Origin of the sequence: Alteribacillus sp. JSM 102045 (assembly GCF_041949975.1) — a bacterium.
Taxonomy (GTDB): Bacteria; Bacillota; Bacilli; order Bacillales; family Marinococcaceae; genus Alteribacillus.
In genome coordinates this window covers 90,127-110,467 of record NZ_JBHFQG010000010.1, presented here as the reverse complement: position 1 = coordinate 110,467, position 20,341 = coordinate 90,127, and the positions used below count along the sequence as shown (strand labels likewise).

The 20,341-nt window shown below is 39.5% G+C and carries 18 protein-coding genes and 1 pseudogene; 2 read left to right on the top strand and 17 right to left on the bottom strand.

Annotation, left to right across the window (positions count from 1 at the left end):
• Positions 1–217: pseudogene (locus tag ACE1TI_RS09390) on the bottom strand (poly-gamma-glutamate synthase PgsB); the annotation flags it as partial.
• 202 nt (positions 218–419) lie between these two features.
• Positions 420–2,045, bottom strand: a complete 1,626-nt coding sequence (locus tag ACE1TI_RS09385) for a gamma-glutamyltransferase family protein (protein ID WP_375007320.1) — start codon at positions 2,043–2,045, stop codon at positions 420–422.
• A gap of 420 nt (positions 2,046–2,465) precedes the next feature.
• On the opposite strand from ACE1TI_RS09385, the gene ACE1TI_RS09380 reads away from it, so the two are divergent.
• Together ACE1TI_RS09380 and ACE1TI_RS09375 are read left to right on the top strand one after the other, a co-directional pair.
• Positions 2,466–3,824, top strand: coding sequence for a glycosyltransferase family 2 protein (locus ACE1TI_RS09380; protein ID WP_375007319.1), 1,359 nt, complete (start codon positions 2,466–2,468; stop codon positions 3,822–3,824).
• A gap of 56 nt (positions 3,825–3,880) precedes the next feature.
• The gene (locus tag ACE1TI_RS09375; RefSeq protein WP_375007318.1) at positions 3,881–4,804 is read left to right on the top strand and encodes an LCP family glycopolymer transferase; all 924 of its coding nucleotides are present in this window, start codon (positions 3,881–3,883) and stop codon (positions 4,802–4,804) included.
• Between the two features lie 44 nt (positions 4,805–4,848).
• Here the strand turns inward: ACE1TI_RS09375 and ACE1TI_RS09370 are convergent, their stop codons facing one another.
• The 15 genes from ACE1TI_RS09370 to ACE1TI_RS09300 all read right to left on the bottom strand — a co-directional run bounded on the left by ACE1TI_RS09370 (position 4,849) and on the right by ACE1TI_RS09300 (position 20,304).
• A complete protein-coding gene (locus ACE1TI_RS09370; RefSeq protein WP_375007317.1) occupies positions 4,849–5,049 on the bottom strand; it encodes a GNAT family N-acetyltransferase in 201 nt (66 codons plus the stop codon).
• A gap of 278 nt (positions 5,050–5,327) precedes the next feature.
• On the bottom strand, positions 5,328–5,765 hold the full coding sequence (locus ACE1TI_RS09365; RefSeq protein WP_375007316.1) for a GNAT family N-acetyltransferase: 438 nt from the start codon (positions 5,763–5,765) through the stop codon (positions 5,328–5,330).
• Positions 5,766–5,864: 99 nt separating this feature from the next.
• Positions 5,865–6,578, bottom strand: a complete 714-nt coding sequence (locus ACE1TI_RS09360; protein WP_375007315.1) for a FadR/GntR family transcriptional regulator — start codon at positions 6,576–6,578, stop codon at positions 5,865–5,867.
• Between the two features lie 64 nt (positions 6,579–6,642).
• Positions 6,643–7,350 carry a LutC/YkgG family protein gene (locus tag ACE1TI_RS09355; RefSeq protein ID WP_375007314.1) on the bottom strand — a complete coding sequence of 236 codons (708 nt, stop codon included), beginning with the start codon at positions 7,348–7,350 and terminating at the stop codon, positions 6,643–6,645.
• Entirely contained in the window at positions 7,350–8,774 is a 1,425-nt protein-coding gene (locus ACE1TI_RS09350) for a LutB/LldF family L-lactate oxidation iron-sulfur protein (RefSeq protein WP_375007313.1), read from the bottom strand. Before ACE1TI_RS09350 ends, ACE1TI_RS09355 begins: the two co-directional genes overlap by 1 nt.
• Positions 8,775–8,789: 15 nt before the next feature.
• Complete coding sequence (locus ACE1TI_RS09345; protein ID WP_375007312.1) at positions 8,790–9,512, bottom strand: (Fe-S)-binding protein; 723 nt, start codon at positions 9,510–9,512, stop codon at positions 8,790–8,792.
• Between the two features lie 16 nt (positions 9,513–9,528).
• Positions 9,529–11,316 carry an L-lactate permease gene (locus ACE1TI_RS09340; protein ID WP_375007311.1) on the bottom strand — a complete coding sequence of 596 codons (1,788 nt, stop codon included), beginning with the start codon at positions 11,314–11,316 and terminating at the stop codon, positions 9,529–9,531.
• 449 nt (positions 11,317–11,765) lie between these two features.
• Entirely contained in the window at positions 11,766–12,203 is a 438-nt protein-coding gene (locus ACE1TI_RS09335; RefSeq protein WP_375007310.1) for a DinB family protein, read from the bottom strand.
• Between the two features lie 225 nt (positions 12,204–12,428).
• Entirely contained in the window at positions 12,429–14,609 is a 2,181-nt protein-coding gene (locus tag ACE1TI_RS09330; protein ID WP_375007309.1) for a malate synthase G, read from the bottom strand.
• Positions 14,610–14,747: 138 nt separating this feature from the next.
• A complete protein-coding gene (locus ACE1TI_RS09325; protein ID WP_375007308.1) occupies positions 14,748–15,521 on the bottom strand; it encodes an IclR family transcriptional regulator in 774 nt (257 codons plus the stop codon).
• 112 nt (positions 15,522–15,633) lie between these two features.
• Positions 15,634–16,755 carry an oxidoreductase gene (locus ACE1TI_RS09320; RefSeq protein ID WP_375007307.1) on the bottom strand — a complete coding sequence of 374 codons (1,122 nt, stop codon included), beginning with the start codon at positions 16,753–16,755 and terminating at the stop codon, positions 15,634–15,636.
• Between the two features lie 273 nt (positions 16,756–17,028).
• Complete coding sequence (locus ACE1TI_RS09315; RefSeq protein ID WP_375007306.1) at positions 17,029–17,361, bottom strand: hypothetical protein; 333 nt, start codon at positions 17,359–17,361, stop codon at positions 17,029–17,031.
• Positions 17,362–17,469: 108 nt separating this feature from the next.
• Entirely contained in the window at positions 17,470–17,634 is a 165-nt protein-coding gene (locus tag ACE1TI_RS09310) for an alcohol dehydrogenase catalytic domain-containing protein (RefSeq protein ID WP_375007325.1), read from the bottom strand.
• 395 nt (positions 17,635–18,029) lie between these two features.
• The gene (locus ACE1TI_RS09305) at positions 18,030–18,590 is read right to left on the bottom strand and encodes a glycerol-3-phosphate responsive antiterminator (RefSeq protein WP_375007305.1); all 561 of its coding nucleotides are present in this window, start codon (positions 18,588–18,590) and stop codon (positions 18,030–18,032) included.
• Between the two features lie 28 nt (positions 18,591–18,618).
• Positions 18,619–20,304, bottom strand: a complete 1,686-nt coding sequence (locus ACE1TI_RS09300) for a glycerol-3-phosphate dehydrogenase/oxidase (protein ID WP_375007304.1) — start codon at positions 20,302–20,304, stop codon at positions 18,619–18,621.
• Positions 20,305–20,341: the final 37 nt, after the last annotated feature.

Genomic DNA, 20,341 nt, shown 5'->3' with positions numbered 1-20,341 from the left:
CATACCAATAGAGCATCCGTGCCTGGGTGCCGGTCGTTTTCCCGACGGTTTTGTATCCCGCCTGCGTGAGAACCCCGGTAACTAATCTAGTTACTGTGGATTTGCCGCGGATTCCGTTGATATTAATACGTACTGGAATTGCATTAATATTTTTGTTATGTAAACGGTACTCTAAAATGCCAAAAGAGAGTAAAAGAATAATAAAAAACGGGATCAAGTAAAGCAAGCCGATTCTCCTTTCGATTTTGATCCTCAATAATTTGCGGATTAATATTAATCGTTATTATTACGTTTTAAAATATAAATGACCTCATTGTAAATTACAAGCTTATAAATGAAAATTACTACTATCCTATTAATCGCGAAAGAAAGGGGTGCAAAAATGCAACCCCAACCAATTTCATACATCATAAAATTATTTACTCTTCCTCTTTATTACTTGAGTCCCATGAACCGCCGCGACGTTCATCTGCAATCCCGTTTATAGTGCCATCCTCTTGATTTACTTCTAATGCCTGGATGCCACCAAAGAACATCGTATGATGATTGACTCTAATTCCATAGCCACGCTCTTTCATATCATCAAGCACTTCTTCAGAAAAACCTGGTTCTGCATAGAAAGTTCCATCTCGTCCATAAAAACGCAAGGCCTCCACTGCTTCTTCTAGTGACTCATCAAAATAAAAATGTCTGGACAAGACTTGAGCCATCACACTTGGAATTCTTCCGCCACCTGGGGTTCCTATACCAATGGTTCTATCCTCATTCATAAAAATACTTGGTGCAGTAGAGCTTCTGGAGCGTTTACCTGGTTTGTAGCTGTTTGGTGAATTACTTAGTTTACTAAAATATTTGTCAGCGTTATTTATAAAGTAGCCATCTACATAATCACCTGATCCGAAAAAGTTACTTAATGTGTTTGTGGCTGATACCATCATTCCATCTTTATCTACAACCACAAAGTGAGTCGTATCCGTATGGTCGTCATCTGCCGTTTCATCATCGGATGCCGTTTCATCAGATGGCTCAAAAGCAGAAATTTTTTCAGCTAGATCTTCAATGTGTTCATCACTTACTAGTTCTTCTTGATCCATATCATCATTGCTTGAAGGATCACCCACTTTATTTATTTTGTCATTATTTGTAACCCTGGATATTTCTGACATTACATGAGCAAATTCACTAACATTGTCTTTGGTTTCTTCAATATTCATATATTCAGCTAATTTTAACGATTGAACAAAAGGTACTCCTGAGAGAGGAGGACTTGCAGAATAAATCATTCCCTCGTCCAGTTCGCCCTTCACCGGAGCTGGTTCTGTAACCTCATAGTCTTCTAAATCTGACTCCTTGACATTGGAAACTTTTTCTGCAAAATTTTCACCAATTTCCCCTTCATAAAAAGCGCTTGGTCCTTCTGCTTGAATTTTCTTTAATGTCTCAGCTAAATCTGATTGTTTTAAGATTTCTCCTGATTCAATAGGCTCTCCATCCGGGTATAAATGGGATAGTTTATCAACAGAGAGTCTGGACTTAGCTCCATCCAGGCGCTCAGCTAAAACGGGATCCACTTCAAAACCATCTTCAGCCAGCTCAATAGCTGGGGATATTAATTCATCGAAAGATTCTGAACCATGTTCCTTATGTATGGTATCCATCCCCTTCACAAAGCCTGGCACTCCTGTAACATCCCCATTCCAATCCTCTTTTGAAGGTGCTGATACCTTATAGTCATAAACGATAGGCTCTTCTTCATCAGGCGGCAAAAGTAATGCTTGTCCTCCTCCCCCAATTCCAGAACCGAATGGCTCAACAACATTAAGAGCATATGAAACAGCCACCGCTGCATCTGCTGCGTTCCCCCCGTTTTCAAGGACTTCCATGCCCGCTTCAACAGCAAGAGGGTGAGAAGCAGTTACCCCGTAATTTTCTTCGGAATTCTCGGATGCTACCTCTGAGTCGTTATCTTCTTCCCCTGGCTGCATTGCTCCCCCTGAAGAAAGAAGGTTCAATAATAAACTTAATGACATCATTATTTTCAGCAAATCTACTCACCACCACGTACAGATTTTTTTGAACGCTTGTCATCCTATCACAAAAAAAATACAATTGAACGTCATTTACAAAAAATTAACCAAAAGTCATGTTTGTAATAAATCTCTACTACAGAAAGCCCTTTGGAAACAACAAGCTATCTAAAAAACCTTCACCCTCCGCCAATACAGACATTGATTTTCTATCTTTTAAACTATGGTAATAAAATCTTATCAGTGTTTTTGCAGGCATTATTCGGTTTTTAGTAGTACAACCTCATTATTCATACCCATTATTTTCCATGTTGTATGGGTATTAGGCATGTTTTTCGGCACTTTCCCTTTCAAAAAAATCATTTTCATGTAATCATTTCATTTGTGTGTTAAAAATGTTTTCGCTGGATAAAAAAGTTGAGGAAGGAGTGGAGCAGCGTGACAATCCTTTTGGTTATTTTGTTTTGTCTGTGTATCTTTTTTCCTTCCCTTCATTTACTGCACTGTCTGCCCTGGTTTCGCGATCAGGACGAAGGAAAAAGAACACGATTAGAAAAGAAAAAAGGAATTAGTATTCTAGTCCCCTGCTACAATGAACAGGATATCGTTGAAACTTCGATCAACAGTATGAAATCATTATCATATTCGGAATTTGAGGTTATTTATGTTAATGACGGCTCAACCGATCAAACATTATCTTCATTGCATCAATTATTAGATTTGCAGCCCTATTCTACTTCTCCACTCAAAAAACTATCTCATAAAAAAGTAAATAGTTTATACCGATCCAAACTTTATCCCCATATTTTTGTCTTAGATAAAGAAAATGGTGGTAAAGCAGATGCCTTAAATGCTGGGATTGAATTCTCTAATAAAGACTTAATCGTCACTTTGGACGCAGATACCATTTTAACGGATGAAGCCTTATCTGTAGTGAATGACACTTTTGAAGATAAGGATATAGTGGCTGCGGGGGGAATGGTTCATGTTCTTCAAACCAAAACCTCTAAACCTTTACATTATTTGTCCCTATTGCGTACAAATATGCTTGTCCGTGTGCAGACACTAGACTTTTTAAAAGCTTTTTACATTAATAAAGTGTCTCTGGCTCGCTTTCGTTCTCTTGCCGTTATTTCTGGAGCGTTTGGAATCTTTCGAAAAGAAGCTTTATTAAATGCTGGCGGGTATCGGAAAACCATTGGAGAGGATATAGATATAACGCTGAGTATCCATCGATACATATCTAAACAAAAAAACAAAAAAATAATCTTTTTGCCAGAAGCAGTGGGTTATACGGAGCTTCCTGAAACCTGGAAGGATCTATTCAAACAACGAGTACGCTGGCAAAAAGCCTTCATAGACTGCCTTTTTCATTTCCGTTCATTTTTTGGAAAAACGTTAATCTCTAAAGCTGTTTCTTTTTTCTACGTGGTTGAATCTTTTTTAGCAGGTACAATGGCTGCTTATATTACTTCTTTTATTGTAATTATCAATGCTGTAATAAACCCTCCTTCCTCTTATGCTTTTTTTATATTGTTTTATGCAAGTTACATTTTTTTCTTTAGTTTAGCTTACAACTTAATGGCAGTAAGAATGGGAAAATATTATGGGTTTACTTTTTATAAGAAGGAAAAAATTTACTTACTATTAACTATTTTCTTTGACATTTTCGTCTACCGATTTGTAACAATGTACTTCGTCCTATATGGAAGCGTTGCTTACTTTTTTAATAAAGATTGGAATAAAGTAGATCGTACTGGACGAAATTATCAAGATAACATTGGTCCGGCAGCATAGTTATGTTTTTTTCATTAAATCTTAATACCAATAATAAAAATTTTAGGTGAGAAAGATTGAATACAGTAAAGATAAAGAGAGTTTTTCTTATTATCTTCACCTTAGCAGCAGTTATAATTTTAGGGATAGGTAATTACTTCTTACACATGACATCAGCGACCTTGGCCAACATAAACGATGATGTTGACTGGGAACAATCAGATAAACGCCCGGCTGCCGTTGACCTAAAAGCAGGAGATCCTATTTCCGTTTTATTAATGGGGGTTGATGATGGAGGAGGACGTACAGACTCCCTTATTTTATTGACTGTTAACCCTAGAGTCGAATCTATAAATATGATTAGTATTCCTCGTGACACCCTTACAAACATAGCAGGTAAAGGAGAAAAAGATAAAATCAACCATGCTTATTCCTTTGGAGGTTCGGAAACAACAATACGTACCGTTGAAAACTTACTCGATGTGCCTGTAGATTATGTGTTGAAAGTGAACATGGAAAGTTTTACAAACGTCGTAGACGCCTTAGGAGGAGTAGAAGTAGAAAACGATTTAGATTTTACGTTCAGAGACCATCATTATCCTGAGGGCACGCTGCAATTAAACGGGGAAGAAGCACTAGGATATGCCAGAATGCGCCATAAGGATCCTCGAGGTGACTTTGGCCGTCAAGAAAGACAACAGCAAGTTCTAGAAGCAGTCATTGAAAAAGGCGCAAGCCTCTCCTCTATTACTAAAATAGATGATGTGTTTGAAATTGTAGAGAAAAATGTTAAAACGAACATTCAATTTAGCGAAGTATGGGATATGCAGTCTAACTATAAAAATGCCCGCCATCATATTAAACAACTTGCAATAGAGGGTAAGGAAACGGAAATCGACAAAACGTATTATTTTAAACCTAACGAAGATAAACTTACATCTATCTCTCAGGAATTACAAGAGCATTTAAATTTGTCAAAAGTAAAGGAAGATGAGAATTAGGGGCTTTAATACTTTATCAATTGCCCCTTATTCTCATATCTTAATCAAATGAGTAGAATATGGGTAATGCTCTGTTTCGCTAAATCCTTTCGATACGTAAAAACGCTCTGCTCTTTGACTATCTTCAAAAACGACAAAGCAATCATAATATTTTTTTGCAAAGTGATAATTTCAGCAAGAAGCTGACTACCAACCCCGTTTCTTCGATAGGTAGGTGATACAAAAAATCTTCTTACCCTTCCCACATTAGTTTCTTCATATACGGATCATTATTTAAACCACCAAGACCAATCAGCGCGCCATCAGAGTCATACACACCAAACAAAGCTTCTCCTTGTCTGCCAAAATGATTTTTTCCACTTCGGTATTCTAAGTCCAGTCTTTTAAAAGAACGAAACCCCTTCTGTACGGCTGTGTTTTACTACTCTTTCCCATTCACTATTCTTACATTGATTCGATACGAACGACTTCCAACTCTTCCATATCCTCCTTTATTTCCTTTTTTCCAAGAGTTCTACCATTTTTATAAATTCTTCTTAAGGATCACTCTTTTGTTGTTCACTGTATACCCGTTCCTTTGGTAAAATACTTCTGCCTCGCTTTTGGCAGCTGTTAATAAATACAAGTTGTTAATTTTTCTAGTAATCAGTTCCTCCTCAAGGGCTTTAAGCAGGATCGTTCCATTTCCTGTACCTTGATTCTTTTTTCTTACACAAAATTCGGCTAAATAATACATTTCTTCTTGAGAAGACACTTTGCGATTACCGGCTGCAAATCCGATTAGCTTATAATCATAATAACAGACTATTCCGAAAAATTTTGGTGTAAAAAAAAGATCTGTGAGCCTTTCGACAGCCTTACCGAGCGTCCAATCTTCATTCCATGGTGCCTGGTTAAATACATCCATAAACAAAATCGCACATGCTGTTAAATCTTTTTCATCCATTATTTGTATATCCACTAATTCTTCCTCCCTATAGACAGACAAACTTGGCTTGCCGTCAAGTCATTTAATACTGTCTTAAAATTGTAAAAAAGATGCTCTTCTATCGAGCACCTTTTAGCTTTCTAATCCTTTTATCAATGTTTGTTCCACATTAGTTAAATGTGTGAGCATTGCTTTTCTAGCCTGATCAGCAACTTTTCCTTTGATAGCTGTATAGATATGTTCATGCTCTTTATAAAGACGTTCAAGTGTTTGTTTTTCTGAAAATAGCCAGACGCGCCTGCTTTCAAACATCGTTTTTCGTAAAGTATCTGACAGTTGATTCATCATATCGAGCATTAAATTATTTTCAGAGGCTTCAGCAATAGCTAAATGAAAAGCAACATCTGACGCTTCCCCGACGTTGTCTTCTCCTGATGCATGCAGCATGTCTTGCAAAGCATTCTCCATCCTTAACAGATGTTCTTCTGTTCTTTTTTTTGCTGCAAGCTCTGCCGCTCCCACTTCCATGATTTTTCTTATTTCAAACAGTTCTAGCATCTCTTTTTTCGAAATTATTCTTTCCGGTTTCATTGGGTCAAGTACTCCGGAGAAATCATAATTATTTACAAAGGTGCCTTCCCCTTGCTTTATTGTTACAATTCCAACAGCTCTTAGAGCGCTTAATGCTTCACGTACAGCTGATCTGCTCACTTGAAACTGCTCAGAAAGATGTACAACAGAATCAAGTTTTTCGCCAGGCTGCACATCGCCTCGTTTAATCATTTCTTCTATTTGTTCCCGAACAATTTCCGAGATTTTTTTTGACTCGATTTGTTTAAAGCTCATACAGAGTACTCCTTCAATTACCTTTTGAGCTTTCATTATATCACAGTATCGGTTTTGATTTCCGCTAATACCTGTCATCTATTAAAATATAACAAGCTCTTACTGGGCCGTGAACTCCCACGACTAGATTCAGTTCAATGTCTGCACTGTTACTTGGTCCAGAAATAAAATTAATACAAGATGGGACTCGATTACCGGCTTGAGCTTCTTGGTGAATTTTTTTACTCACCTGAGTCATCCGCGGCACAATCGTACTAAGTGGAATTAAAGCAATATAATGGGTTGGAAGTAAACTGACAGATTGCCCTTTACCTCCACCATTCATCAAAACTACAGTCCCTGACTCGGCCAAAGTATAGTCTGAAAAAGTTATGCCAACATCCGCCTGCTCGGTGATTTTTATATCATCTTCATCCGGCGCCGAGCCCCATATGCTCACATCCGGTCTTTCTGTAAAGGAGGTCAGTCCAAATTCTACAAAGCGGGGATCGTCCCATATCGACGCTTTTTCAGCTCCGTACTCTTTCATGACACTATCAATTACAGCAGGCAGATCATTCATATTTGTTTCCCTTACGTCCGTGTAAATCGCAGTACATTGCTCTTTCAGCACATCTACAAGCTGGTCAGTTGTATAATCAGCCATTACTTCCCATTGAGGCTGTTTTTGATATGCTGGCCGCTCTACTCCTGAGGTTCTCCGTTCTCTTCCAAGTTTTTCTGCAATATTATTTAAAAAGGACTCTCTATTTTGAATAGTTCCCTGCTTCATCAAGAATCCCCTTTCTTTCTGTTTTTAACCCAATCACGGAAACGCTCTTTTTCCGGGGCTGGAAAGCTTCGTACCTCGGTCCACCCACCCAGCGGTCCTGGTCCTTTATTGATGACTCCATCTTTGGTAAATGGTGATAGCATGAAAGGAGCCGTTTTTGCAGCTATTTGAAAAAGACCTGGAGAGCTTGCGGCTAAACCAAACCCTTTCATTGCATAATTTTCACCAAGTGATGTTTTCTTTTCTTCTTCAGAAATTACTTTTCGGTGTTCGATCAGCAGTTCATGAAGAGGTATTTTTACCGGACAAGCATCCGTACAGGCAGCACAAAGGCTTGAGGCATATGGTAAATCTTTATGATCTTCATAGCCTTCTAGTAATGGAGACAGTACAGCACCGATTGGTCCCGGATAAATGGACCCGTAAGAATGACCGCCAACATGACGATATACCGGGCACACATTGATACATGCTGCACAGCGTATGCAATGGAGCGCTGATTGAAAAGCAGTGCCGAGTATATTGGAACGTCCGTTATCTACAATAACGAGGTGAAATTCTTCCGGCCCATCCAAGTCGCCTTGTTCCCTGGGTCCGGTAAGACCAGTTACATAGCTTGTCAGCTTCTGGCCGACAGCGCTTCTGCAAAGCATGCTAACCAAGATATCAAGCTCTTCCCAAGTTGGGACAATGCGCTCCATTCCCATTACGCTTATTTGAGTTTTTGGTATTGTTGTAGCAAGACGAGCATTTCCTTCATTCGTTACAAGAGATATACTTCCAGATTCAGCAACTGCAAAGTTGCAGCCGGTTATACCAATATCTGCCTCTAGAAATTCCTGGCGGAGCTGTTCGCGGGCAAACTGCGTCAACTCCTCAGGCTTGGATGTTTTATCGTATCCTTTTAACCGTTCAAACGTTTCACGTATTTGTTCTTTATTTTTATGAAGAGCTGGGGCGACGATGTGAGAAGGCGGGTCATGATCATCAATTTGAAGTATATATTCTCCTAAGTCCGATTCAATTACTTCGCATCCCGCATTTTCTAATGCTTCGTTCATACTTATTTCTTCTGTAACCATGGATTTAGACTTAATAATTTTCTTTGCTTCTTTTTTTGCCGCCACTTCTTTCACATATTCATTGGCTTCTTCTGCTGTTTGAGCAAAGAATACATTACCGCCATTTTTTAATACATTCTCACTTAGCTGTTCTAAATAAAAATCAAGATTTTCGAGGGTATGTGAACGAATTTCTTCTGAAAGAGTTCTCCATTCTTCCCACTGTCCCAGGTCTTCCTCTGCTTTTGCTTTATTTGTATGAAGCCTGCCTTGAGCTTCTCGGACGGTTTCTCTCATGTGAGAATCGCCAAGTCCTTTATTCACTCGGCTTTCAAACGAGCGTTCCCCAATTTTCATAGGCATAGCCGATTCCTCCTTCTAGGCTTTCCTGCTGTTTAGCACCTGTGCAATGTGCATCACTTTAATTGGTTTATTTTTTCGGTTGATACGTCCGCCAATATTCATTAAGCAGCCGCTGTCTGCCCCTATTAAAATGTCAGCTTCCGTTTCTTCAATATGGTCTACTTTTTCATCTACCATCTGCTCGGAGATCGATGTCATTTTGACCGCAAATGTTCCGCCAAAACCACAGCAGTTTTGTTTGTTTGGAAGATCTTTTAATTGAAGTCCTTTAACATTTGAAAGAAGTTGAAAAGGCGCTTCTTTTTCTCCTAGCAGCCGCGTCATGTGACAAGATGTGTGATAAGTAGCTTTTGCTTCTAAAACCGCTCCTGTATCCGTGACATGAAGCACTCTGTATAAAAACTGAGTCAATTCGTACGTTTTTTCTGAGAGGGCAACTGCTCTTTCCTTCCATTTTGGTTCATCCTTCAGCAATTCTGGATATTCCTTAAACATAGCTGCGCATGAACCAGATGGAGTAACAACTGCATTGGCGTGTTCAAACGTTTTAATCATATGCTTTGCGGCTTTTTTTGTATCTTTGTGATAGCCGCTGTTGTATGCCGGCTGTCCGCAGCAAGTTTGGTTTTCCGGAAAATCTATTTCACAACCATGCCTTTCTAAAAGCTCTACCACATCTTTTCCAACTCCTGGATAAAATACATCACCAAGACACGTGATAAATAGTGACACTTTCATTTATTCATTCGCCTCCTTAGGCACTGCGGTTCCATTTATAAAACTGTTGTTCTGCTTTGCTTTGAAGCTGTCCTTGATAACAAGCGTATAGAAACAATCCAGCGATGACGGCTACCATAACTGTTCCTATATTTAATCCGAAACCATGAATAAAAATATAGCCTGCTCCTCCTGCGAAGAACACATAATAAGCGGTTGGTATTAATGTCTTTCTAATAAGTTCTCCTTCTTTTCCGATTAGGCCTGCAGCAGCAGAAGCTGCAACCACATTATGAACGCATATCATATTTCCCGCTGCACCTCCAACAGCTTGGAGGGCAACGACAATGGATGGGTTAATTCCTACATTTTGAGCTGTTCCAAATTGAAAGAGAGAAAACATCATATTACTGATCGTATTACTTCCTGCTACAAAAGCACCTAATGCTCCAATTGCCGGTGCTACTGCAGGCCAATTACTTCCTGCAATCCCCGAAACACTTTCTGCAAGTACAAGAGGCATGCTTTCAACCCCGGAACTATTGATGTCTGAATTTATAAATACTTGGACCATCGGCACGGAAAAAAGCAATGCCGGCGACGCGGCTAAAATGGTTTTCCCTGACTCTTTCCAAGCATTTCCGTATGTCGAACGATTCATTTTATATAAAAACGCAGACAGCACAGAAACTATTAACAATATAAACCCGGGTAAAAATAAAGGGGTACTTTCAATAGAAATCGAGCTGCCAAATACATTTTCCGCTTTTATGACAAACGCTTTGAGCCACCCTCCAAATGGAAGCGAATTCAAACGTGTGATAACGAGCAGAACACCTACAATGATATATGGAATCCAAGCTTTTACTGGAGATACAGGCTGCAAAGTTTGCACCGGTTCAATATTGAGGTTTCCAGTCCAGGCAGGGTCCCACGTCGAAGGTGCGGCAAAATCCCACTCTTTCTTAGGCATAAACAAACCTTTTTTGGCTGCAGGTACGACAATTGCAAGTCCTATCAATCCTCCGAACATCGCTGGAAACTCAGGTCCTAGTAAATTAGCAACCAAGGCGAAAGGAATCGTAAATGAAAGCCCTGCAAATAAAGCAAACTTCCAAACTGCCAGCCCTTCTTTAATGGACCGATTTTCTCCAAAGAAAAACGTCAGCATGGTTACCATAAATAGTGGAATTAACAAACCGACAATCCCATGGAAAATGGCAACTTCGCCGCCAATCATACGAACATATTGATCTAGTGTCATTCCCATCGACACTGCCGTCTCTTCTACGGCCGAAGAGCCTGCAAGACCAGACTGTACTCCAATTAATATCGGTGTTCCAACCGCTCCGTATGAGACAGGTGCCGACTGAATTATTAAAGCTACCATTACAGCACCCATCGCTGGAAAACCAACTGCTACTAACAAAGGAGCTATAATAGCGGCTGGTGTCCCCCATCCAGAAGCTCCTTCTATAAAAGAGCCGAATAACCAGCAAATAATAATGGCTTGAATCCTTCGGTCCGGGCTGATGTCAGTAAAGCCTTGACGAATCGTTTGTATCGCACCGCTTTCTTTCAATGTGTTCAGCATTAATATCGCTCCGAACACAATAAAGAGAACTTCCAACGCTGTCGTAATGCCTTGCATACTAGCACCGGCAATTTGATTTACAGGCACCCCCCAAACAAAATAGGCAACCATCACGGTGACCACAAAAGCAATCGGCATTGCCTTTTTTGCAGGCCAGCGCAGAAATACAAGGAAAAAAAGTACTGTTAAAATAGGTATTATGGCTAATAAAGACAAGACTCCGGTACTCAATTTTTTCTCACTCCTTCTTTACTATACAACACATAATGTCATTAGGTCATCTGATGTCTAATATGTAAGTGTTTTCATGGTATCAATGTTTGATATCGTTTTCAACCGGTAATTTTAGAAAAACTTGGCTTACCACCAAGTCCAAATGGCAGAAGCCTTAGTTTTACTTATACTTTACTCCTTTAAAAAAGTTAAACTTCTTAAAGTATAAAAAAATTGGCCTTTTGCCTTTTAAAGGATATGCTGAAAATCCTGCGGCAACGGCGGCATTAGCACATCATATACGTTTACCGATATAGTTTATATCTTTTTACAATGTAAAAAAAGCTTCTTAATATTAATGTAGAAACATCTATAAGAAACTTAGAAATTAATATTCATTTTTCTTTATGAAGCATAGACTTTGACTTTCCCTATAACTTAAAATGATACTATTTTTAACGAGACTTTCACATGTTCCAATCTCTTCGCCACTTTTCAGGTAGAGTAATCCCAGCTTGTTGAAACGCTATATAGTATTGACCCTGATGAATGCCTTCATGCTGAATGGCTATGTGAAGCAATTCTTCCGGTGTTATATATTCCTGATACATAAGAATTTGGTGTTTTTTTGTTTCTGCAAATGCCCAAGACAATTCTTCGGTGCTTCGTTTTAATTCAAGAATGATGGATGCATCTTCTGGCACTAAATGTCCGGGAAATTCTACTTCACCTGTCACAAGAGAACTAGTGTAGACGCCTCTGGCTCGAATCATGTGTATAAACCATTTTCTAATTGTACCCAGCTCGGCAATTAACGGCTTATCCCATAATTTTTCAGGTAATTCTTCGGCCAATTGGTTTGTCATATCAGCAGCATATATGAAACCATTGGTATTAATTATCACCACACCCTTTTAAAGATATTTTTTCTTCATTAAAATAAATTTTCCTGCTAGCAAATCACTATAATGATTAGCAAAACTCGTTTTATCGTCTTTTTATAAACGCCACGTCCTGTACGTCGAAAGCCGTAGTTTTACTTATACTGTTCACCAAAATAATTTTTACTTCCCTAAGAGTATAAAAAAACTGTCCCTTCAAAAAAGAGGGACAGCTTTTTCAATACAACATTATTTCTGTGCCGGTATTTTCTTTTTTGCTTCAATACGGCGTTTATGAAGAATTGGTTCTGTGTAGCCACTCGGCTGGTCATAACCTTTAAAGACTAAGTCGCACGCTGCCTGGAAGGCAACAGACTCATCGTAATTCTCTGCCATTGGTTTATATTCTGGCACTCCCTTGTTTTGTTCATCTACCACTTTTGCCATCCGCTTCATCGTTTCAAGGATTTGATCTTTTGTGCAAATGTCCTGATGGAGCCAGTTTGCCATATGCTGGCTGGAAATACGAAGAGTTGCGCGGTCTTCCATCAATCCAATGTTATTAATGTCCGGCACTTTCGAACAACCGATGCCCATTTCTACCCATCGTACAACATACCCTAAAATACCTTGAGCATTATTATCCAGTTCCTGCTGAATTTCTTCAGCACTCCAATTTGGCTGTTCAGCCACTGGAATCTGCAGGATCTCATCTTCGAGATTTTCTGATCTTTCGAGCAATTGCTTTTGAACATCTTTTACATCTACTTGGTGATAATGAAGAGCATGCAAGGTAGCCGCAGTAGGTGAAGGAACCCAGGCAGTATTGGCACCGGCTTTTAGTTGGCCTGCTTTTTGTGCGAGCATATCTGCCATTAGATCAGGCATAGCCCACATACCTTTCCCAATTTGTGCATGACCTTGCAATCCGGATTCCAAACCTTTAAACACATTTGATTTTTCATAGGACTGCAGCCATTTTGATGTTTTCATTTCACCTTTCCTTATCATTGGGCCGGCTTCCATGGAAGTGTGAATTTCATCTCCCGTACGATCCAAGAAGCCGGTGTTAATGAATATAATTCTCTCTTTTACTTCTCGAATACACGCTTTTAGGTTCAAGGAAGTTCTGCGTTCCTCATCCATCACACCAATCTTTAATGTGTTGCGCTGAAGACCTAGCAAGTCTTCGATTTTATTAAATAATTTATTAGAAAAGGCTACTTCTTTAGAACCGTGCATTTTCGGTTTCACAATATAAACGGAGCCTTTCTCAGAGTTTTTATATTTGCCATTTCCTAAAATGTCATGTTTTGCGATCAAGCTGGTAATTACTCCATCTAAAATACCTTCTGGCACTTCTTCTCCATTTTTATCTAACACAGCATCTATTGTCATTAAATGACCGACATTTCGAATTAGCATATGTGCTCTTCCAGGCAGAATCAGTTCTTCTCCATTGGACGATTCATACGTACGATCCGGATTAAGAGAGCGTGTAACAGTTTTGGTCCCTTTTTGGAAAGTTTCTGTGAGATCACCTTTCATTAATCCGAGCCAGTTTCGATAAACGAGCACCTTGTCTTCTGCATCAACTGCTGCCACGGAATCCTCACAATCCATAATCGACGTGACAGCGGATTCAAATAAGATATCTTTTATGCCCGCCGGATCTGTTTTTCCAATCGCATGATCCGGATCGATTTGTATTTCAAAATGCAAGTCATTATTTCTGATCAGAATGGCTGAAGGCTTTTCAGTGCTTCCTTGATAACCTGCAAATTTAGATGGTTCTTTCAGCCCTGCAGCTGTACCGCTTTCTAAAGTCACTTGAAGTGTCCGATTGTCTACGGAATAACTTACTGCTTCTTTATGAGACCCTTTCTCTAAAGGCACAATCTCATCTAAAAAATTCTTCGCATATTCGATTACTTTTTGACCCCGAGTCGGGTTATAGTCGCTTGTCTTTTCTGCTCCGCCTTCTTGACTAATTACGTCTGTCCCGTATAAAGCATCATACAAGCTTCCCCATCTGGCATTTGCCGCGTTCAAGGCATATCTTGCATTGCTCATCGGCACCACGAGCTGCGGACCAGCCTGGCTTGCAATTTCATCATCTACGTTCTCGGTGGTCACTTTAAATTCCTCAACTTTTGGCTCCAAGTAATTAATTTCCTTTAGAAAATTCTTGTACTTGTTGAAATCAAAAGAATTTTTGTTCTCTGTATGCCAGTTATGAATTTTTTCTTGAATTTCTTCTCGTGTTTTTAACAATTCTTTATTTTCAGGTGACAATTCATGAATAATATGATCCAGACCCTTCCAGAAATCTTCACTTGATACTCCTATGCCTGGTATGGCTTCCTCATTAATAAATTCATAAAGTTCGGAAGCTACTTGTAAGTTGCCTGTTGTCACATAACTGCTCATTTTCATTCTCCTCTCTCTTTGCTTTATGTTGCTTATTATGAAACATCGTTTCTATTTATTATATTTTATCATGGACTTATTACTTTTTCAATTGTTCTGACATTTTTAAAACAATAAAAAAAGGAGAAAAAAGTCCTGTTAAACTTCTTCTCCACTGCTTGTTCCGCCGAAACCAAGCCGACGTGAAACGCGATTTCCGATTTCCATAAATTTATCTTTTAATTCATTAATTCTTTCTTCGCCCATTCGAATGGAAGGGCCTGAAATACTAATAGCTCCTGCAATTTCTCCCCGGAAATTAAAGATAGGAACAGCAATACATGTAATACCTACTTCGTTTTCTTCTCTTTCTATTCCATATCCCCTGTATCTAATATCTTTTATGTTGTCCATTAATCTATCTGGTTCCGTTATTGTATTCTCTGTATGGGGAGGAAGTCCTTTCTGTTTAATAATTTCTCTAGCTTCGCCTTCTGGTAAATAAGCTAAAATTGTTTTACCAGCGCTTGTGCAGTGCATCGGTGCCCTTTTCCCAACCTGTGAATGCATACGAAGGGTTTCATTCCCTTCCAGTTTTTCAATATAGACGGCTTCTTTCTGTGAATAAATAACCAGATGAATGACTTCATTCGTTAATTCTTCAAGCTCCTTCAGATAAGGTGCTGCTTCTTTACGGATATCAATGGAATCAAGCAGCTTTGAGCTCAGCTCCAAATATTGATATCCTAAGCGATACTTTTTTGTTTCTGGATCCTGCTCAATAAATCCGTGCTCCATTAATGTAGACAGTAAACGAAATATGGAGCTTTTATTTAATGCTAGCTGGCTGGCTAATTCCGTAACACCGTACCCGTCTTTTTTTGTGCTGACCAGTTTGATAATCGTCAATGCTCTATCTACTGATTTAACCATGCCGACCCCTCACTTATTTCCCGATTCACGCAGCATTTTTTATAATGTTTGTCCATTATAACATTATTTAGGCAAGAAAAAACTTTGTCCGCAATGGACAAAGCTTTTCATTTTAATCTTCTCTTTCCAGCTCTTGTTGTAATTCAAAGTCTTTAATATAGGCTTTGGGGAGCATTATTTTTTCTTTGTCAAAATCATCTAAATCCATGCCTTTACGTACTCGGTTAGGAGTGTCTGGATTAGCTAGAGCCTGTCTGGCAACAGCGACAAAATCAGCAGATTTTTTCTCCAGTACAGAGGCTGCCTTTTCTGGATTGCTGAGACTTCCACATGCAATCACGGGCACATCTGTGAATTTTTTGGCTGCCTCACTCATTGTCATGGTTCCTTCCCCAAACCCAGGAGTAGTAGCGTCATCATCAGATAAGTGAATATAATCAATGTTTGAATTCCCCAGCGCCGTAAAAATAGTTTCGGCGTCTTTTTCTCCTCCTGACCACCGGAAATCTGGGTTTGTGGCTTTTAACTGAGAAATACGAATCCCTAAAATCATATTGTCCCCTACTGCTTTTCGAACGTCCCGAATCAGCTCTAATAAAAAGCGAAGCCTATTTTCAACAGAGCCACCGTACTCATCATTACGAACATTGATGGTTTCTGATAAAAACTGATCAAGAAGGTATCCATTTGCTCCATGAAGTTCTACTCCGTCAAATCCAGCCTCTTTTGCATAAACTGCTGACTGTACAAACCCTTTTTTTATTTCTTCTATTCCTTCTTTAGAAAGTTCTTCTGACACTGGGAAAGGGCCTTTTCCTCCGTAAACCGGAATCATGTCTATAGGCGGCTGAAACGGAGAAGGGCCTACAGTTTTATCGGTATAATCATTACCTTGAGACTGAGCGCCAGCATGCATTAATTGAGCAATAATTTTAGCGCCATGTTTTTGAACGTCTGCCACAATCGGCTTCCATGCCTCTTTATGCTCTTCTGTTGCTAGTCCTGCTTGATATTCATACCCCTGGCTGTAGGCTGTATCTGGGTAGATCCCTTCCGTTATAACAGCTGAAAAACCACCAATAGCAAACCTTTCATAGTATTTACGTACCCGGTCATTTGGAGTCCCATCTGCTTCTGAACTTACTCTGGTCATGGGCGCCACAATATAACGATTTTTTAAAATATGGCTGCTAATATGGCCTTGTTCAAACAATGTTTCATCATACCTTGTCATAGTATCACCTTATTGTTTAAGTTTTTTTGCTTACATTTTTTCTATAAATGTGAGCCACAATATTTCCACGTACATGACCTTCTTTTATTCGGTGCAATGCTTCAGGTACATTTTCTAAAGGAATTTTTTTCTTCTACCATCGGGCTTATCTTTTTGGCAGCAGCCAGTTTTCCAATTTCTTTAGCCATATACCCTAAATCTGCAATCTGCTCTTTGTCATCAGAACGATAAACGAATCCAAGTGCAATTTCGTGGATGATTGGTACTAGTGTTTTAGATCATAGTAAGAAAAATCGGTAAGCTCCACTGCACATAGCAAATGACCATTGAAAGCAAGGTAATCAAACGCGTCTGTTGCAGTTTTCTTACCAACCATATCCATTGCGATATCCACGCCACGGCCATTCGTAACCGGTGTACTTCCTCCACCACATTCTGAGTGTTATAATCGATCACTTTGTGAGCACCTAGTTGTTTAACATGTTCATTATTCCCCGGTGAGCAGGTCGTTATAATATGAAAGTCTGCAAGCCTTTCAAATTGAATAGCAAACCCGCCAACTGCACCAGCGCCAGCTTTGATCAAAATTGTCTGTCCTTTTTTCATAGTCAGCTTTCGGTGCAGGGCTTGATACGCGTAATGCTGGGGTTGGTAAAGCAGCTGCTTCTGTAAAGCTCCATCCTTCAGGCATAGGTGCTAACACATTCTCAGATGCTAATGTGTATTCAGCAAATCCTCCCTAATGGGCAAGTCTGCCGTGAAAAATACCTTATCTCCCGGCTTCCAATTCGATACTCCAGCTCCTGTCTCCTCAATTATTCCTGCTGCGTCAAGCCCCGAAATGTGAGGGTATTCCCATTCAGGGAAAGAGTTCTCGATTTACTTATAATCAACCGGGTTAAGGCCTACAGCATGAACTTTCACTAGTACTTGACCAGGTAATAGTTCTGGTTTGGGGATATCCAGTACTTTTAAATGATCTATCGGCACTCCATGTTATCCTAACCTCCTTCTCTTTATTTTTATACCTCCCGCCCTGCCTCTTCAAACAATAAGAAAAGCGCAAGCGTCCTGTTTTAAATGACGTTCGGATAATGTTACTGAACTTCTGCTACATTCGCACACATCCTGTAGCAATGGCGGCAATAGAACGTCCTGTACGTTGGAATCCTTAGCTTTTCTTATACTTTAGTTTAACTTTCTTAAAGTAAAAAGAAAAACGCAAGCTCTCTGTAAAGCGTAACAGGAGCTTACGCTATTCAACCTTATGATTTTCATTGTTTTCCTTCATTCCACAATTCACTGCGAGAGGTTGTAATACTGACTACTCCTCCTTCAAAAGCTGTTTTCACATCTTCTTCATCCCGTATAAGCCCGCCTGCGATCAGAGGGACTCCTGTTTCATTTTGCACTTCATTTATAATACGAGCTGGTAAAATGCCAGGGAGAACTTCAATATAATCTGGTTTATTTTTTTGAATCAGCCGATAGCTTGTTTCAAGTGCCATAGAATCTAACAAAAATAAACGTTGAATCGCTAACAATCCAGCTTGTTTTGCTGCTGCCACAACATTATTTCGAGTGGAAATTAAACCAGCCGGCCGGATCGATTGGGATAGAAACTGTGCAGCATACTCATCAGTTCTCAGCCCTTGCACCATATCAGCATGCAAGAGTACTTTTTTATTATTGCGTTTCAATTCTTTAACCAGGCTGTTAAGCTGGCCAATGTGAGTATGCAGCAAAACAATGTATTCGAACTCACTTTCCATAAGCCGTTCTACTTCCTTTATGGAACGAGCTGCAGGAAGGATGGATTGGCCTCCAAAATGCATGTCTATTTCCTCCTCTCTTTCATTTTCGCTATGAAGTCAAATTCTCCTTCCTCTCTTCATTAACTGGTTTTACTGCATCAAGTAAAGCATCTTCCAATTCTGTACGATACCTTTCGTGTTGTTCTTCACTCCATTCTAATTCCTCCCCCATTAACTTTTGAACTTCTTCTTTCCATTGGTGCACCCAATTAATATTAAAAAACAAAGCTCCAGTTCTTCTAATAAAAAAATCTGTCAATGTGCCGGTCATTTCTTCTTCAACAGCATACATAACTTGGGCATAAATAGAAGGGGGAAGAGAAGAATGATCAGCTTCTTGTTTTCTTTTTTCCACATATTCAAATAAGACATCTACATTAGAACCATATCTTTTTGCTAATGTTTCGGCTTCCTGCTCAGAAAGCCCAATCTGAATGCCTGTTTGTACCTTTTCATTTACAAATTGATTAAAGCTTTCCGATCCACCTACGTCCCCTCCAGAAAGCGGCCATTGTTTTGTCTGGCAAGGCTGATACATAATGTTGTGTTCTTCTTTTAGCTTTTTAGATACTTTATCGACTACTATTTCTGCCATTTTACGATAGCCTGTTAGTTTTCCACCAGCAATAGTCAAGATACCGGACTTGTGCTCCCAGACTTCATCTTTTCTTGATATTTCTGAGGGATCCTTTCCTTCTTCATAAATCAGCGGCCGCAGTCCTGCCCAGCTTGATTCTACATCCCCTGATGAAATATTAACATCCGGAAACATATAATTAACGGCATCTAATACATATTGTCTATCCTCTACTGTCATATTAGGCTGGGCAGGGTCGCCTTCATATACTGTATCGGTTGTGCCTGCATAAGTCTTTCCGTCTCTTGGAATCGCAAATACCATGCGGTCGTCCGGTGTATCAAAGTAAACTGCCTGGTCGAGAGGGAAGACGCTTTGATCAAATACTAAATGGATTCCTTTTGTTAATCGGAGGTGTTTTCCGTGTTTTGATCCATCTTTCGAACGCAAAGTATCCACCCATGGTCCCGCTGCATTAATGATTTTACGTGCTTTAATCTGATAAGTCTTACCGGTCCATTGATCCTCGGCTGTAACACCGACAGCTTTACTGCCTTCATATATAAAATCAGTAACTTTTGTGTAGTTGATTAACACGGCGCCGTTGCGGGCTGCTTCTTTTGCAGCTTCGATAGTTAATCTAGCATCATCGGTTCTGTATTCGACATAATACCCGCTTCCAAGCAAACCGTCTTTTTTAAGCAAAGGCGCTCTATTTAATGTTTCTTCTCTGTTTAGCATTTTTCTACGTTCACTTCGCTTTACTCCTGCCAGAAAGTCATATACCCGAAGTCCGACTGAAGTAGAAAGAGGACCAAAATTACCATTTTTATGGAAAGGAAGCATCATCCATTCCGGCACGGTTACATGAGGAGCATTTTCATAAACAACCGCCCGTTCTTTTCCTACCTCAGCAACCATTTTCACTTCCAATTGTTTTAAATATCTCAGTCCTCCGTGAACGAGCTTAGTGGAACGACTTGAAGTGCCGGCTGCAAAGTCCTGCATTTCAACAAGTGCTGTTTTCATACCTCTTGTAGCAGCATCCAGTGCAATTCCGCTCCCAGTAATTCCTCCACCGATTACTAATACGTCAAATTCCTCACATGTTAATTGTTCTGTTAACTTTTGCCGATGTTTATTAGAAAAATTATTCATCTCTCATATTCCTCCCTTAATATTGAAAAGCGTAGCT